At 73.8% G+C, this 14,368-nt stretch carries 14 protein-coding genes, 3 tRNA genes and 1 pseudogene; 9 read left to right on the top strand and 9 right to left on the bottom strand.

Annotated elements, in window-relative coordinates; all coding sequences use genetic code 11:
- Window positions 1-4 precede the first annotated feature (4 nt).
- Window positions 5-1,453, bottom strand: coding sequence for an FGGY family carbohydrate kinase (locus AB0F82_RS15965; protein WP_362627620.1), 1,449 nt, complete (start codon window positions 1,451-1,453; stop codon window positions 5-7).
- A 96-nt stretch (window positions 1,454-1,549) separates the two neighbouring features.
- Window positions 1,550-1,855: a YtxH domain-containing protein gene (locus AB0F82_RS15960; RefSeq protein WP_356810383.1), complete on the bottom strand. Its 306-nt coding sequence runs from the start codon at window positions 1,853-1,855 to the stop codon at window positions 1,550-1,552.
- A 145-nt stretch (window positions 1,856-2,000) separates the two neighbouring features.
- On the opposite strand from AB0F82_RS15960, the gene AB0F82_RS15955 reads away from it, so the two are divergent.
- From AB0F82_RS15955 to AB0F82_RS15945, 3 genes are all read left to right on the top strand, one after another.
- Window positions 2,001-2,073, top strand: a tRNA-Asn gene (locus tag AB0F82_RS15955).
- Between the two features lie 5 nt (window positions 2,074-2,078).
- Window positions 2,079-2,151: transfer RNA gene (locus tag AB0F82_RS15950), tRNA-Asn, on the top strand.
- 188 nt (window positions 2,152-2,339) lie between these two features.
- Window positions 2,340-2,413, top strand: a tRNA-Ile gene (locus tag AB0F82_RS15945).
- Window positions 2,414-2,697: 284 nt separating this feature from the next.
- On the opposite strand, the gene AB0F82_RS15940 is transcribed toward AB0F82_RS15945, so the two are convergent.
- The gene (locus AB0F82_RS15940) at window positions 2,698-3,855 is read right to left on the bottom strand and encodes a carboxylate-amine ligase (RefSeq protein ID WP_356810382.1); all 1,158 of its coding nucleotides are present in this window, start codon (window positions 3,853-3,855) and stop codon (window positions 2,698-2,700) included.
- 216 nt (window positions 3,856-4,071) lie between these two features.
- Here AB0F82_RS15940 and AB0F82_RS15935 point away from each other — a divergent pair, with 216 nt between their 5' ends.
- Window positions 4,072-5,334, top strand: a complete 1,263-nt coding sequence (locus AB0F82_RS15935; RefSeq protein ID WP_362627616.1) for an MFS transporter — start codon at window positions 4,072-4,074, stop codon at window positions 5,332-5,334.
- 174 nt (window positions 5,335-5,508) lie between these two features.
- Here AB0F82_RS15935 and AB0F82_RS15930 read toward each other — a convergent pair whose 3' ends face one another.
- The 3 genes and pseudogenes from AB0F82_RS15930 to AB0F82_RS15920 form a co-directional block, all read right to left on the bottom strand.
- The gene (locus AB0F82_RS15930) at window positions 5,509-6,861 is read right to left on the bottom strand and encodes a carboxyl transferase domain-containing protein (RefSeq protein WP_356810380.1); all 1,353 of its coding nucleotides are present in this window, start codon (window positions 6,859-6,861) and stop codon (window positions 5,509-5,511) included.
- A gap of 69 nt (window positions 6,862-6,930) precedes the next feature.
- Window positions 6,931-7,255: pseudogene (locus AB0F82_RS15925) on the bottom strand (TSUP family transporter); the annotation flags it as partial.
- Between the two features lie 18 nt (window positions 7,256-7,273).
- Entirely contained in the window at window positions 7,274-7,945 is a 672-nt protein-coding gene (locus AB0F82_RS15920; protein ID WP_362627612.1) for a LysE family transporter, read from the bottom strand.
- Between the two features lie 70 nt (window positions 7,946-8,015).
- Here AB0F82_RS15920 and AB0F82_RS15915 point away from each other — a divergent pair, with 70 nt between their 5' ends.
- The gene (locus AB0F82_RS15915; protein WP_356810378.1) at window positions 8,016-8,456 is read left to right on the top strand and encodes an Lrp/AsnC family transcriptional regulator; all 441 of its coding nucleotides are present in this window, start codon (window positions 8,016-8,018) and stop codon (window positions 8,454-8,456) included.
- A gap of 170 nt (window positions 8,457-8,626) precedes the next feature.
- Here AB0F82_RS15915 and AB0F82_RS15910 read toward each other — a convergent pair whose 3' ends face one another.
- Window positions 8,627-9,664, bottom strand: coding sequence for a rod shape-determining protein (locus AB0F82_RS15910; RefSeq protein ID WP_030037471.1), 1,038 nt, complete (start codon window positions 9,662-9,664; stop codon window positions 8,627-8,629).
- A gap of 211 nt (window positions 9,665-9,875) precedes the next feature.
- On the opposite strand from AB0F82_RS15910, the gene AB0F82_RS15905 reads away from it, so the two are divergent.
- Window positions 9,876-10,598, top strand: coding sequence for an esterase/lipase family protein (locus AB0F82_RS15905; protein ID WP_362627608.1), 723 nt, complete (start codon window positions 9,876-9,878; stop codon window positions 10,596-10,598).
- Between the two features lie 319 nt (window positions 10,599-10,917).
- Here the strand turns inward: AB0F82_RS15905 and AB0F82_RS15900 are convergent, their stop codons facing one another.
- Window positions 10,918-11,469: a hypothetical protein gene (locus AB0F82_RS15900; protein ID WP_362627605.1), complete on the bottom strand. Its 552-nt coding sequence runs from the start codon at window positions 11,467-11,469 to the stop codon at window positions 10,918-10,920.
- Between the two features lie 78 nt (window positions 11,470-11,547).
- Between AB0F82_RS15900 and AB0F82_RS15895 the strand changes: the two genes are divergently transcribed.
- The gene (locus tag AB0F82_RS15895; protein WP_362627603.1) at window positions 11,548-12,270 is read left to right on the top strand and encodes an SCO2400 family protein; all 723 of its coding nucleotides are present in this window, start codon (window positions 11,548-11,550) and stop codon (window positions 12,268-12,270) included.
- A gap of 11 nt (window positions 12,271-12,281) precedes the next feature.
- Here the strand turns inward: AB0F82_RS15895 and AB0F82_RS15890 are convergent, their stop codons facing one another.
- Window positions 12,282-12,704, bottom strand: a complete 423-nt coding sequence (locus AB0F82_RS15890) for a MarR family winged helix-turn-helix transcriptional regulator (RefSeq protein WP_356810373.1) — start codon at window positions 12,702-12,704, stop codon at window positions 12,282-12,284.
- A 96-nt stretch (window positions 12,705-12,800) separates the two neighbouring features.
- On the opposite strand from AB0F82_RS15890, the gene AB0F82_RS15885 reads away from it, so the two are divergent.
- Together AB0F82_RS15885 and AB0F82_RS15880 are read left to right on the top strand one after the other, a co-directional pair.
- Window positions 12,801-13,823, top strand: a complete 1,023-nt coding sequence (locus tag AB0F82_RS15885; protein ID WP_362627600.1) for an NADP-dependent oxidoreductase — start codon at window positions 12,801-12,803, stop codon at window positions 13,821-13,823.
- A gap of 65 nt (window positions 13,824-13,888) precedes the next feature.
- Complete coding sequence (locus tag AB0F82_RS15880) at window positions 13,889-14,311, top strand: organic hydroperoxide resistance protein (RefSeq protein ID WP_356810371.1); 423 nt, start codon at window positions 13,889-13,891, stop codon at window positions 14,309-14,311.
- Window positions 14,312-14,368 lie beyond the last annotated feature (57 nt).

Here is a 14,368-nt window from a genome sequence, read left to right as displayed (position 1 = left end):
CCGCTCAGAACGCGCCGGGGTGGATCTGCTCCCGCGTCGCGACGTACTGCTGGCGGACGCCCTGCCAGGCCGCGAACTCCTCGCCCGGCTCGAAGACCTGCGCCGCGGGGGCGGGCCAGACGGGCGGGGTGTGCGCGGCCAGTGTGCCCCGCGCCACGCCGAGGGCCCAGGCCGCCTGGCGGGCCGCGCCCAGCGCCGCGTAGTCGGCCGGCGCCGGTACGACGACCTGCGTGCCGAACAGCCCGGGGGCCGCCGCCTGCACGGCGGGCAGCTCGGCGGCCGCGCCCAGCAGGAACACCCGGCGGATCTCGACCCCGCGCGAGCGCAGGACGTCGAGGGCGTCCACCAGGCCGCACAGCATGCCCTCGAAGGCCGCCCGGGCCAGGTGCTCCGGCTTCATCGAGTCCCGGCGCAGGCCGCTCAGGGTCCCGGCGGAATGCGGCAGGTTCGGCGTCCGCTCACCCTCCAGGTACGGCAGGAGTACGAGGCCGTGCGCGCCCGGCGTCGACTTCAGCGCGAGCTCGGACAGCCCGTCCAGGTCGGTGCCGAGCAGCTCGGCGGTGCCGCGCAGGGCCCGTACGGCGTTGGAGGTGTTCACCACGGGCAGGTGCATGCCGGTGGCGTCGGCCAGGGAGGTGATCAGCCCGCCCGGCTCGGACAGCGCCTCGTGGTGCACCGCCATCACCGAGCCGGAGGCACCGAGGGAGACCACCGCGTCGCCGGGGCCCAGCCCCAGGCCGAGCGCCGCGGCCATCGTCTCGCCGGTGCCGGCGGATATCAGCAGCCCCTCGGGCGTGGTCCCGGCGGCGTCGGCCGGGCCGAGCACCTCGGGGAGCAGCGCCCGGTGCCCGAGCGCCAGCTCGACCAGGTCGGGGCGCCAGGCTCCGGCGGCCGCCGACCAGTAACCGGTTCCGGAGGCGCCGCCGCGGTCGGTGGTCCGCCGCGCCGGGCGGCCGAGCAGCTGCCAGACCAGCCAGTCGTGCGGGGACATCAGCACGGCCACCCGGCGGGCCGCCTCGGGCTCGGTGCGGGCCAGCCAGGCCAGCTTCGCGACCGGCTGCGCGGAGTGCGGGACCGAGCCCACCGCCTCGGCCCAGGCGTGCCGCCCGCCGAGGGCTTCGGTGAGGTCGGCGGCCGCGACCTGGCCGCGCTTGTCGTTGCCGACGAGGGCCGGGCGCACCAGGGTGCCCTGCGGGTCCAGCGGGAGCAGGCCGTGCTGCTGCGCGGAGACCCCGATGGCCTGGACCCCCTCCAGGATCCCGCCACCCGCGGCCTCGCCGAGCGAGAGCAGCCAGGCCTGTGGATCGGTTTCGTGGGGGCTGGCGCCGTCCGGTTCGCCCACGGGCTGTGGATGGGGTGCGTACCCCTGGCGCAGCACGGCGCCGGTCTCGGCGTCACAGACGACGATGCGTGTGAAGGCGGAAGAGCTGTCCAGCCCGGCGACTATCCCCATGCGGAGAATTCTGCCGCACGCGGGGCCGGTGTCGACCGTCCCGGAGCCCCTGAAACCTCATGGGTCCCAAGGGCTCCGGATGTGGCCCGTGGCACGTCAGGTGTTGCTGGTGCCCCACTCGTCCTCGGCGGCCTGGCCCCCGGCCCGGCCGCGCAGTCCGCGCACCCGGCCGGCGAGCGAGTCCGGTACGGCGTCGCCGACCTTCTCGCTCACGGCGGCGAAGGCCTTCCCGGCGTACTCGCGCCCGGTGTGGCCCGCTGTCTCGGCGGCGTTGCGCACCGCGGGGTTCTGCGCGACCTGCCGGGCGGACTTCTTCAGCTTCTCGTAGCGCTCGCGTCCGGCCCGCGTTCCGAGCACGTACCCGAGAGCCAGTCCGACCACGAACGTGACCTTGTACCGCATGCCTGTCACCCTTCGTCGTGTGGTGCCCGGCCTGCTGTCGATACCGATTGGCGGAGCACCCCCCTGCTTGCGCTAATCTATGTCTCGCAACGGGCGCTCGCCCCCCGGCAAGGCCGGAGGTGGGCTGTTCGATGCACCGCAGCAATCCCCTGTAGCTCAATTGGCAGAGCAGCCGGCTGTTAACCGGCAGGTTACTGGTTCGAGTCCAGTCGGGGGAGCGCAGTCCCCTGTAGCTCAATTGGCAGAGCATTCGGCTGTTAACCGGAGGGTTGCTGGTTCGAGTCCAGCCGGGGGAGCAAGGCAGAGAAGAGGGCCCTACGGGGTCCTCTTTTCTCTTTATCGGCCTTTTCGGGAACCGGGCAGCCCTCGGCGCGGTCTCTCTGAACAGGCGAAGCCGATCATGCGAGGCATCCGAAGCAGGAGATCGTATGAGCGGCTATGCTGCGGCAGACGGCGCGCACACGTGTACGCGCCACGCCGTGAAGGGGCGGTAGCTCAGCCGGTTAGAGCAGCGGACTCATAATCCGTCGGCCGTGGGTTCGAGTCCCACCCGCCCCACTGCGAGCCGCAGGTGCAGAAACGATCGCACCTGCGGCTTTGGCGTTTTCCGGGGGTGCCGGGCCGTCAGGCGCGCTCGCCCGGGGGCTGCGCCCGCAAGGGGCCGAGCAGGCGGCCGAGCGGGCGGCCGAGCAGGCGTTGACGAGCAGCGGCAGGACGTCGGGGGCGACGCAGGGACGCGGCGGGGCGCGTCGTGCAGGGTCTCGACCGGCCGCGTCCCGTCCTGAGGCGCGGGCGCGCCGACCGCGCGCCCGCGCCTTGGGGGTTTCCTGGGGAGCGGCCCGTCAGAAGTCCTCCGTTTCGTCCACGAGGTGGCGCAGGACGTCCGTCAGGTCCTGGCGGCGGGCGTAGGCCGCTCGCTGGCGGTGGGCGCCCGAGCCGTCGCGCAGGAGGGCGGCGAGGGTCTTGGCCGCATGGTCCAGGTCGCCGGCGGCGGCCAGTTCCGGGGCGACCAGGTCCAGCAGGGCCTCCGCGAGGTCGGCCGCCGGGAGTTCCGCGCCCGTGTACGGGTCGAGGCCGAAGCCCTCCAGGCCGTCGTGGGCCGCCCGCCAGCGCGCGAGGCGCAGTACGTCGTCCCGCACGGCCGGCTCGGGGCGCTGCTCGCGGATCTCGCGCAGCGCGGTGGCCACCAGCGCGCGGGCCAGTTCGGCCTGCAGGACCGCCGAGTCGACGTCCGGGGACATGTCCGGCGCCCGGAACTCCAGCGTCGGCCAGTGCCCCGAGGGGCGGAGGTCCCAATAGACCATCTTGGTGTCCAGGGCGGCCCCCGAGCCGAGCAGGGTCTGCACGGAGCGCCGGAAGTGGGCCGTGGACGTGAAGTGCGGAGGCGGGCCCGCCGAGGGCCAGCCGGACCAGGCCATCGCCCGCCAGCTGGAGTGGCCGGTGTCCCGTCCGCCCCAGAACGGCGAGTTGGCGGCCAGCGCGATCAGAGTGGGCAGCCATGGTCTGATCCGGTTGGACACCGCCACCGCCGTGTCCACGTCGAGCGTGCCGATGTGGACGTGGCGGCCGCAGCTGACCAGGGTGTCGGTGAGCGCGCCGAAGCGGCGGTGCTGCTCGCGCTGGCGCGGCTCGTCATCCGTCAGGTGCAGCGGCCCCTCCACCGCGAGGACCGGCGAGGGCGCGGCCAGGAGCCGGCAGCCGTGCGCGCGGGCCGCCCGCCCGAGGGTGCGCCGCAGCGTGACGAGTTCGGCGCGCAGCGAGGCCGCCGAGTCGGCAACCGGGGTGGATATCTCCACCTGGTAGCGGGTGCCTTCGGGGTGCATCTCGCCCGGCAGCCCGGCGGCCGTCGCCAGGACCAGCGGGGCGGCGGGGACCACCCGGAGCGTGCGGGCGTCGACGAGCAGGAACTCCTCCTCGACGCCGACGGTGAGGGGCACGGTGGGGCGCACCGTCTTCTGCGTCGTACCGGTGCTCGTGGTGCTGTTGCCAGGTTCGATCACTACGCCTCCCTGGACATACGAGTCTTTTCATCATGAGCTGAACCCGAGGGGAGGAGCGCACGCCGATTCGGTCAAATGTCCGGTGATAGTGGCGAGTTACCGGCAATAAGCCCTCTGCTCCGGGAGCCCGGAGCAGGGTGGGGCGACTGTTGCCGGTGTGCGAAGAAGGCGGACGGCGCCCTGGGGGCGCCGACGGGCTGATGCTTATCATCCGATGTGACTCGTACTACTGAGCCGACCCGCCCCCGGCGGCGAATATTCGCCGACCTCACCCCGCTGAGCGCGTCCCCGGACTACCGGAGACTGTGGCTCGGCGGAACGATCTCCTGGGTCGGCCAGGCGATGACCGCCCTCGCGATCTCCCTGCAGGTCTACGAAATCACCCGGTCCAGCTTCGCCGTCGGTCTGGTGGGGCTCTTCTCCCTCGTCCCGCTGATCGTGTTCGGTCTCTACGGCGGTGCCGTCGCCGACACCGTGGACCGGCGCAAGCTCGGCCTCTACAGCTCCCTCGGCGCCGCCGCGCTGTCGGTCCTACTCGCCGCGGCCGCACTGCTCGGCTACCACCGCGTCTGGTTCCTGTACGCCGTCGTCGCGCTCCAGGCCGTCTGCGGGGCGCTGACCGGACCGGCGCGCTCCGCCATGATCCCGAGGCTGCTGCCTGCGGAGCAGCTGCCCGCGGCCAACGCCCTGAACTCCGTGACCATGACCTTCGGCACGATGGTCGGCCCCGCCCTGGGCGGGCTGATCGTCGCCGTCGGGGGCTGCGAGTGGGCGTATCTGATCGACGCCGTGACCTTCACCGCCGCGCTCTACGCGATGTGGCGGCTGCCGTCGATGAAGCCGGACCGGGCCGAGGGCGCGCGGGGGAGGGCCTCCGTCGCCGACGGACTGCGCTTCCTCGGTACCCGGCCCAACATCCGGATGACGTTCTTCACCGACATGGCCGCGATGGTGCTGGCCCAGCCGAAGGCGCTGTTCCCCGCCATCGCCCTCCTCTGGTACGGCGACGAGGCGACAACGGTCGGCCTGATGGTGGCCGCGATCGCCGCCGGGGCGCTGATGGGCGGTCTGTTCTCCGGCTGGCAGTCCCGCATCCGGAGGCACGGGCTGGCGATCCTGCTCGCCGTGGCCGGATGGGGGTCGGCCATCGCGGTGTTCGGCCTCACGCGGAACCTGTGGCTCGGCCTGTTCTTCCTGGCCCTGGCCGGCTACGCGGACACCGTCTCGATGGTGTTCCGCACCACCATGCTGCAGGCCGCCACCCCCGACGACATGCGCGGGCGCCTCCAGGGCGTCTTCATCGTGGTCGTCGCCGGCGGGCCCCGGCTCGGGGACTTCCTCGCCGGGACCGCCGCCGACCTGACCTCCCCGGCCGTCGCCGTCACGTGCGGCGGACTGGCCTGCGTCCTGGTGGTGGGTCTGCTGGCCCTGAGATGGCGCAACTTCGCCCGCTACAACGCCGATTCGCCGCAGGCCTAGGGGTGTCGTCAAAGTGGCGTCGGCCGCCCGAAGGGCGGGGCAGGCCCCGCCGGGCAGGCGGGACTTTGACGACACGACCTAGCGGCTGGGTCCTGCTGGTCAGCGACGACAACGAGCCGGCCCAGCAGGTGCCACGGTCCTACCGGATCGAACTCCGGCTGCGGGCCCGCCCCTCTAGCGGGTGTCCTCCGGGCCGACGATGCCGCGGGCGACGCCCAGCGCCACCAGGTCCTGGGGCCGGATGCGGAGCTGGTCCGCCGTGGCGGGGGCGGCCGACGGGGGGCGCTTGAGGATGGCCGCGGCCAGTTCCGGGGCGATGACCGAGAAGTAGCTGTCCGGGGTCACCCAGGTGTTCCCCGGCGCGGCCAGCGCGAGGGCGCCGCCCGAACCGCCCTCGCCGATCAGGAGGGTGGTGACCGGGACGGTGGCCGCCGCCAGCGCCGCGAAGGTGTCGGCGATGGCGGCGCCCGCGCCCGCGTGCTCGGCGGCGGCGTCGTTGGCCGCGCCCGGCGTGTCCACCAGGGTGAGGACGGGGACCCCGAGCCGGTCCGCGAGGCGGACCACGCGGGCGGCCGTGCGGTATCCCGCCGGGCGGGTGGCGGTGCCGCACTGGGCGGCGTAGGCCACGGCCCGGCCCTCCCGCAGCCCGAATCCGCACAGCATGCCCGGATCCGTGCCGCCCGCCCGGTCCCCGGAGAGGTGCAGGCGGAGCTCGAAGTACGCGTCCAGGTACGCCTCGGCGTGCGGCCGGCCGGGGTCGCGGGCCTGCCGTACCGCGTCCCAGCCGGTGTCGGGCGGTCGTACGCCGGCCAGCGCGGCCGGCGGCTCGACCGGCCCGCCGGAGCGGGGCGCGGCCAGGACGCGGAGCCAGTTCGCGAGGGTGCCCGGCAGGTGGGCGGCGGGGACCACGGCGTCCACGTGGCCGGCGGCGTACTGCCCCTCGGCGGTGTAAGCCGCCGGGTCCGCGTCCGCCGGACGGACCCGGGACCCGGCGAAGCCGACCTGTGCGCCGGGCAGCGCGAGGACGACGTCGGCCCCGGCCCCGAGGGTGGCCCAGCCGCCGCCGGTGGTCGGATCGCGCAGCACGGCGAGCTGGGGGAGTCCGGCGGCCCGGGTCAGGACGCTCTGGCGGGCCACGCGCTGCAGCTGGGTCAGCGCGAGCATGCCCTCCTGCATGCGGGAGCCGCCCGTGGCGATGAGCGAGACCAGGGGGAGGCGCCTCTCGCGGGCGTGCGCGTACGCGGCTTCGAGCCGGTCTCCGGTGCGCCGGCCCAGCGAGCCGCCGAGGAAGCCGAACTCGAAGGAGACCAGGACGGCTTCGCGGCCGCCGATGCGGGCGGTGCCGGTGACGACGGACTCGTCTTCGCCGGTGCGCTCGGTGGCGCGGGCACGGGAGTCGTCGTAGCCGGCCCAGGCCAGCGGGCCGTCGGCGGGGGACTCCCCGCGGGGTGCGGGGAGTTCGGTGAAGCTGCCGGTGTCGGTCACGGAGGCGATGGCCGCGCGGGCCGAGAGTCGGGTCGTCGTCACGGGTTCACCCCAGGTCGGATAGGCCGAAGTCGTGTCCGGGCGACAGTACTTCGGCCGGAGCCCGTGCCGTCAGCGCAGGAACTGGACGGCGTACAGCGCCCGATGGCCGCGGCCGGGGAGGCGAGCAGGAGCCGGAGCGCGGTCTCGGGCAGCCGGGGCTGGAGCCGGGCGCCGAGGTGTCCGCCGAGCAGGCCGCCCGCCCCGCACGACGGCCCGAGGGCCCGGTCCGGGGCGACGGAGCCCGTGGCGGCGAGGGAGAGCAGTGCGTACGTGGCCGCGCCGACGACCGAGGTGACGAAGGCCGCGGCGGCGCGGCGAGCGCGGCGGGGGCGACGGTGGCGACCGGCGCTCCGCGGCCGACCAGGATCGGGCCGAGGAGGGAGCCGCCGCCGATTCGCGGGCCGGACGCCCGTCAGGGGAGGGGCAGGGCGATCTTCACCGCGTAGGCGGCGACCAGGCCGTAGCCCAGGCGGAAGGTCCAGACGCGGGCGGTGGCGGAGATGCGGGCGCCCGTGAGGGCGCCGAGGGCGACGAGGGCCTGCTGCCAGAGGAGGGAGGCCGCGCCGACGCCGACGAGGAAGGCGGCCCCCGCCGGGCCGGAGCCGAGGGTGGCGCCCTGGGCGGTGGTGAGGGCGGCGAAGTAGAGGGCGGTGGTGGGGTTGACCGCGGTCAGGGCGGCGTAGCGGGCGAAGGTCCTGGCGGGCCGGAGGCCGGTGGCGGTCCGCGCGGCGCCCGAGGTGCCGGCGGCCGCGCCCGGGCCGTCCGCCCCGGGCGCCGGCGGGACCGCGTACTTCGGGCGGGCTCCGGCGAGGCCGTGGGCCGCGATGGCCAGCAGGATCGCCGCCGAGGCCAGCCGGACCCACGCCTCGACCGGGGAGATGTGGGCGGCCACCCAGGGGCCGACGGCGGTGGCGAGGGCCGCGTAGCCGAGGTCGACCGCGGCGATGCCGGTGGCCGCGGCCATCGCGGTCCGGCGGTGCCGCATCGCCTCCTGGAGCAGCAGCACGCTCATCGCGCCCATCGGCATCGCCACGCCCAGACCGGCGGCGGCGCCCGCCAGAGCCGGCGTCATCAGTTCGCTCATGCGGGGAAGCGTCCTCCTGCACCCCCGCGGTACGAGCGCGAGTATCGGCTCGGACTGCGAGAATCGCGGCATGGACCGCCTCGACAGGGAAATCCTCGGCATTCTGCAGCAGGATGCGCGGATCTCGTACCGCGACCTGGGAGCCCGCGTCGGCCTCAGCGCCAACGCCACCGCCGACCGGGTGCGGCGGATGCGCCGGGAGGGGGTGATCCGCGCGTTCACCGTCGTGGTGGATCCGGCCGCCGACACCGCCGGCGGCCTCGTCGTCTTCATCGACGTCACCCTGCGCCAGGACACCACCAACGAGGAGTTCGAGCGCCAGGTCGCCAAGCTCCCCGGGATCACCGAGGTCGTCCACGTGACCGGCGCGCACGACTACCTCGTACGCGCCCGGGCGGCCGATCCCGCCGCCCTCGACGGTCTGCTGCGCCGCCTGAAGCGGGAGGCGGGGGTGGCCCAGTCCAACACCCGGATCGCCCTGCGCGCGGCCAACCGCCCGGGCCGGCCCTGACGCGGGGCCCGCGTCAGAGCGCCGACTCCCACGTCACCGTCGTGCCCCGCGCCCCCGATTTTGTCCGCCAGTACGAGGGCCAGCGCGGCCCGGGAGGCGAACTGCGAGGTGAGCAGACGGTCGACGGCGCTCGTCGGACCGGTCGGCGGGCCTCCCGTGCCCTTCGTCCGTCATCCGGCCAGCGGGTTGAGGACCATGGGGGCGATCTTCCCTTCGAGCATCGCGCCGAGACCCATGACGGCGCACACGTCGGGCCGTTCGGCGATGGCGACGGGCATTCCGGTGGCGTCCCGCAGCATCTGGTCCAGGCCCGGCAGCAGGGCGCTGCCGCCCACCATCATGATTCCCCGGTCCGTCAGGTCGGCCACCAGGTCGGGCGGGCAGTCCCGCAGCACCTTGCCGATCCCGTCGAGGACGGCGGTCAGCGGCGTGTGGATGGCGTCCCGCACGGCAGCGGTGTCCACGTGGACGGAACGCGCCAGTCCGGTGGCGACGTCACGGCCGTGGATGAGGGTGGAGGCCGGCCCCCCGGAGGTGAGGCCGTTGCCGTGCAGGGCCAGTTGGAGCGGTCGGACGGCCTGGCTGGGCAGCATCAGCTCGTGCGCGTGGCGCAGGTGCTGGACGACGGCGTGGTCGATGGCCTCGCCGCCGACGGGGATCCGCTGGGCGGTGACGATCGAACCGAGGGAGAGGACGGCGACCTGGGTGGCCGCGGCCCCGCACACCATGATCATCGTCGCGGTCGGCTGCTCCACGGGCAGTCCGCAGCCGACGGCCGCCGCGATCAGGGTGTCGACCAGTTCGACACGCCGTGCGCCGAGTCCGACCAGGGTCTCCACGGCCGCCCGCTGGGCGAGGGGGTCCGCGTCGTGCGGGGTGCAGGCGGCGGCTCGCAGCCGCGGCTTGCGCCGCAGGGCGCGCCGCAGCTTCTCGCCGAGGAGGTGGCGCAGCATCCGCTGGGCCATCTCGATGTCGACGACGGTGCCGCCGGAGACGGGGCGCACGACCCTGATGTAGTCGGGCGTGCGGCCGGTCATCCGCTCGGCGAAGGTTCCGACGGCGATGAGTGCGCCGGTGCGCGTGTTCACCGCGGCGACGCTGGGTTCGTCGACCACGAGGCCGGCGCCCTTGACGTACACGCGGGTCCTGGCGGCCCCCAGGTCGACGGCGACGTGGCAGCGGCGCAACTGCTCAAGACTGACGGTCACGGCAGAACCTCCCGAGAGCGCTGACGCAAGAGGACCGGCGGAAGTGCCGGTCACTTTTCATATCATCCCGGGTATTTCGGACTATGCGCCCGTTGGAATGCTCCGGCCGGGGGTGCGTCGCGGCTGCATGGGGGTGGATTTCTGTACCGACAGGCAGCAGCATGCCCGCACTGCACGCGCTACTCGCGCGTAACAAGGTAAGGGGGAACCGATGCTGACGGCCCGACAGGGACCGATCGTGCTCCTGGCGCTCTGCCTGGCGCTCTGCCTGGCGCTCGTGGCACCCGCCGCGGCCCATGCCGCCGGCCGGGGACCGGCCCCCGCTCCTGACCGGGCATCACCGCGCAGCCCGGTGGTCTTCGTGCACGGGTACAACGCCGGCCCGGGCGTCTGGGGGTCCCTCAGTGCCGACCTGCGCGCCGACGGGTACACCGACGCGGAGCTCTTCTCCTTCGGCTACGACACCCACCAGTCCGTCAACGAGGTCCTCGCCGGCCGGCTCGCCGCCTACGTCGAGCAGGTCCGCCGGGAGACGGGCGCCGCCAAGGTCGACCTCGTGGCGCACTCCTTCGGCTCGCTGGTCAGCCGCTGGTACGTCAAGTTCGGCGGGGGCGCGGCCGCCGTCGGCCACTGGGTCTCGCTGGCCGGGCCCAACCGCGGCACCTCCACCGCCTGGGCCTGCGCCCTGTGGGACCAGGCGTGCCGGGACATGACCCCCGGCTCGTACGTCGTGAAGAACCTGGGCGGCGGGGACCCGACCCCGGGCACGGTGAGGTACGCGACCTTCTGGTCGAACTGCGACGAGGTGATCAACCCCGACGACAGCGTCCCGCTCCTGGGCGCCAGCAACACGCCGGTCGGCTGCCTGGCGCACAACGACCTGCTCGGCGACGACGGCACCTCGGCCGCGGTGCGCGCCTTCCTCACCTCGTAGGCGCGCATCCGAACGGCCCCGTCCTCGAACTGGGACCGGAAGGTCCGGTCGTACCGGCGCCCGCCGGCTGCCCGGTCCCCGGGCGGGCGCGGCCCCACGCCCCGCCGGGGTCCTCCGCGCTGCTGGTCCTCGCCGCGCTCGGGTCCCTGTCGGTCGGCGCGGCGTACGTGACGGCCGGGTACGCGCTGTCGCCGCTCCGGCGGATCGCGCACAGCGCCCGAAACGCCCACCGCCGGGAAGTGTCCGCAAAGCAGCCTCGGCCGCCCGAAGGGCATGCGTGCCAGGCCCCGCCGGCCAGGCGGGACCATGACGACACGACTTAAGGGGTGTCCACGCGCTGGAGCAGGCCGTAGGTGAACTCGGCCAGGCAGGGCCGGCCCTGCGCGGTGAAGGCGAGGCGCCAGCGCGTCGGCGCGGTGCCCTCCATCGGCCGGACCGGCGCGAAGGCCCGCGCCACCTCGTCCACCGTCGCCGACCAGGGCAGCAGGTCGCCCGGCGACTCCAGTACGGGCCCCCGCGCACCCGGGGCCCGTACGAGCCACTCGTTCCACACCGCCCCGTCCGGAGCCGCCAGAACCTCGAACCGCAGGTCCGGCCAGAGCGGCAGCGGCCACAGCAGGGCCTCGCACTCCAGGTCGCCGATCGTGCGGTGCTCGGCCGACTCCGGTGCCCCGAGCACCGAGCGGTACCGGGCCAGCGCCCCGCGGGCGCGCGGCGAGCGCACCATCGCCTGCCAGCGCTTGTTCGCCTCCCGCTGGTCCGCGAGCGAGGCGCCCAGCCGGCGGCGGGCCTCGTCGGCGAGGTCGGGCTGGAAGTCGGCCATCCGCCGCAACAGCACCAACTGGAACCCGACCGGCCCGAAAAATGTCATGGAGGGAACGATTCCACACAGGATCCTTACGTTCTCGGGATCCGGATGTTGCCGCACACGGCGTAGCCTGCGGGCGCCATGAACTATTGCCACGCCTGCCGGAGGCACCTCAACGGCGCGCTGGCGTGCGCCGGATGCGGAACGCCTGCCGAGTACCTGATACCTGCCGCGCCCGCCGCCGCCGGGCCGCCCGTCGTGGAGGGGCCCGCCGCGGACCCGCCGGCCGCGCTGGCCGATGTGTTCGCGGACTCGCTCGTGGTGCTCTCCACCCCGAACGAGCGCAGGGCCGGCGCCCGGCGGCGGGCCGCGAACCGGCGCCGTCGCCGGACCGTGGTGACCCTCTCGCTGGGCGTGCTGCTCGCGGCCGCGGGCTCCGTGATGGTGGCGGGCATGGCGGCCGACGGGGAGCGCACCGACCGGGCCTCGACGGTGGTGCTGACCGACGACGGCCCCCAGCAGCCCGCCCCGCTGCCGGACATGCCGACGGCCGGTGCGCCCACGGGCTCCGGCAAGGCCACCGCGAAGGCCGGCGGCTCGACCACGAAGAAGTCGGGGACCGGGGTCCCTTCCGGCAGCGCCGGGCAGCCGGAGCCGACGGAGGCCGTGTCCGACCCGGGCCCCTCGGCGTCCGGGAGGGCCTCCCGCAGCCCGGGCCCGAAGCCCTCCGTACAGGGCGGCGGTTCCGGCTCACCCTCGCCGGGCGGCACCGGCGGCAGCCAGAAGCCGACACCGACCCAGTCCCAGAGCCCCGCCCCCACGCCCACGCCGACGAAGGACTGCTGGCTGTTCTGCTGGTTCTAGGGGCCGGCCGGTCAGGCCAGCATCCGCTTGAGCAGGTCGCGCAGCACGGCCCGCTCCGCCGGGGACAGCCCGGCCAGGGGCTCGCGCGCGAAGTCCAGCGACTCGCGCAGCCGCTCCGCCGTCCGCAGGCCCTCCTCGGTGGGGGCGGCGAGCTTGACCCGCCGGTCGGCGGGGTCCGGGCGGCGCTCCACCAGGCCCCGGCCCTCCAGGCGGTCGATGATGCCCGTCACGTTGGACGGCTCGCACCGCAGCTTCTGTGCGATGCGCCGCATGGGCGTCGGCTCCATCGCGAGCAGGTTCAGCACCTTGGCCTGGGCACCGGTCAGCTGATGGCTGGCCGCCGCGTGCTCGTACTCCATGTGGTACCGGGTCACGACGTCACCGATGAGTTCGACGACCTCGACGGTCACTGGGTCTACACGACGACTGGGCATGGATCCAGAGTAACCATTTACTTGACAACATGAAATATCCAGGCGCATGGTTGTTTCACCTAGTGAAGCAATTTCGTTCTTACCAGGAGCGCCGCAATGCCTGAGATTCCCGCCGTGAGCCGCGAGTGGCACCTCGTCCGTCGCCCGCAGGGGTGGCCCGTCGCCGAGGACTTCGCCCTGCGCGAGGTGCCCGTGTCCGCCGAACCCGCCGCCGGCCGGATCCTCGTGCGCAACCTGCACATGTCCGTCGACCCGTACATGCGCGGCCGGATGAACGACGTGAAGTCCTACATCCCGCCCTTCCAGCTCGACCGGCCCATGGACGGCGGCGCGGTCGGCGAGGTCGTCGCCTCCAACGCCGAGGGCTTCGCCGTCGGCGACCACGTCCTGCACGGCCTGGGCTGGCGCGAGTACGCGGAGCTCGACGCGAAGCACGCCACCAAGGTCGACGCCTCCCTCGCCCCGCTCTCCGCCTACCTCGGCGTCCTCGGCATGCCGGGCCTGACCGCCTACGCCGGCCTCTTCGAGGTCGCCTCCTTCAAAGAGGGCGACTCCGTCTTCGTCTCCGGCGCCGCGGGTGCGGTCGGCGGCCTCGTCGGCCAGTTCGCGAAGATCAAGGGCGCGTCCCGGGTGATCGGCTCGGCCGGCTCGGAAGAGAAGGTGACGCTCCTCACGGAGAAGTACGGCTTCGACGCCGCCTTCAACTACAAGAACGGCCCCGTCGCAGAGCAGCTGCGCGCGGCCGCCCCGGAGGGCGTCGACGTCTACTTCGACAACGTCGGCGGCGACCACCTGGAGGCGGCCATCTCCTCCATGAACGTGGGTGGCCGCGCCACCCTCTGCGGTGCGATCGCCCACTACAACGACACCGAGGTCGCCCCCGGCCCGCGCAACCTCATGCAGGTCATCGGCAAGCGGCTGCGCCTGCAGGGCATCCTGGTCAGCGACCACGCCGGGCTCCAGCAGCAGTTCGTCCAGGACGTCGCCGGATGGCTGCGCTCCGGTGAGCTGCGCTACGACGAGACGGTCGTCGAGGGCGTCGAGAACGCCACCTCCGCCTTCCTCGGCATGCTCCGCGGGGAGAACACCGGAAAGATGATCGTTTCCTTCACCGGTTAGGCTCACCCCACAACCGTCGTGACCGTGGGCGCGAGTCGCGGCGATTACCAGGAGGAACATTCTTCATGTCCATCCAGCAGTCCGACGTCGCGTACACCGCCGTGGCCACCGCCGAGAACGGCCGCGACGGCCGCGTCGCCACCAACGACGGCCAGCTCGACGTCGTCGTGAACCCGCCCAAGGAACTCGGTGGCAGCGGCGCCGGCACCAACCCGGAGCAGCTCTTCGCCGCCGGCTACAGCGCCTGCTTCCAGGGCGCTCTGGGCGTCGTCGCCAAGAACGTGAACGCCGACATCTCCGGCTCCACGATCACCGCCGAGGTCGGCATCGGCAAGAACGACGAGGGCTTCGGCCTGATCGTCAAGATCTCCGCCGTGATCCCGAACGTGGACGCCGCCACCGCCAAGGAGCTCATCGAGAAGGCCCACGAGGTCTGCCCGTACTCCAAGGCCACCCGCGGCAACATCACCGTCGAGCTCGCCGTCTGATCCGGCAGCCGCACGGCGGAGGCCGCACCCCGTTCGGGGTGCGGCCTTCGCCGTAGA

The organism is Streptomyces virginiae, from assembly GCF_040638905.1.
GTDB classification, from domain to species: domain Bacteria; phylum Actinomycetota; class Actinomycetes; order Streptomycetales; family Streptomycetaceae; genus Streptomyces; species Streptomyces virginiae_B.
The sequence above is the reverse complement of the archived record's forward strand: the minus strand, read 5'-3'. Positions and strand labels throughout refer to the sequence as shown.

Excerpts from the sequence above, each read along its gene's own strand:
- AB0F82_RS15965 (WP_362627620.1), bottom strand. The coding sequence starts at position 1,453 with ATGGGGATAGTCGCCGGGCTGGACAGCTCTTCCGCCTTCACACGCATC.
- AB0F82_RS15960 (WP_356810383.1), bottom strand. The coding sequence starts at position 1,855 with ATGCGGTACAAGGTCACGTTCGTGGTCGGACTGGCTCTCGGGTACGTG.
- AB0F82_RS15920 (WP_362627612.1), bottom strand. The coding sequence starts at position 7,945 with ATGAGCGAACTGATGACGCCGGCTCTGGCGGGCGCCGCCGCCGGTCTG.
- AB0F82_RS15915 (WP_356810378.1), top strand. The coding sequence starts at position 8,016 with ATGGACCGCCTCGACAGGGAAATCCTCGGCATTCTGCAGCAGGATGCG.
- AB0F82_RS15905 (WP_362627608.1), top strand. The coding sequence starts at position 9,876 with ATGCTGACGGCCCGACAGGGACCGATCGTGCTCCTGGCGCTCTGCCTG.
- AB0F82_RS15900 (WP_362627605.1), bottom strand. The coding sequence starts at position 11,469 with ATGACATTTTTCGGGCCGGTCGGGTTCCAGTTGGTGCTGTTGCGGCGG.
- AB0F82_RS15895 (WP_362627603.1), top strand. The coding sequence starts at position 11,548 with ATGAACTATTGCCACGCCTGCCGGAGGCACCTCAACGGCGCGCTGGCG.
- AB0F82_RS15890 (WP_356810373.1), bottom strand. The coding sequence starts at position 12,704 with ATGCCCAGTCGTCGTGTAGACCCAGTGACCGTCGAGGTCGTCGAACTC.
- AB0F82_RS15885 (WP_362627600.1), top strand. The coding sequence starts at position 12,801 with ATGCCTGAGATTCCCGCCGTGAGCCGCGAGTGGCACCTCGTCCGTCGC.
- AB0F82_RS15880 (WP_356810371.1), top strand. The coding sequence starts at position 13,889 with ATGTCCATCCAGCAGTCCGACGTCGCGTACACCGCCGTGGCCACCGCC.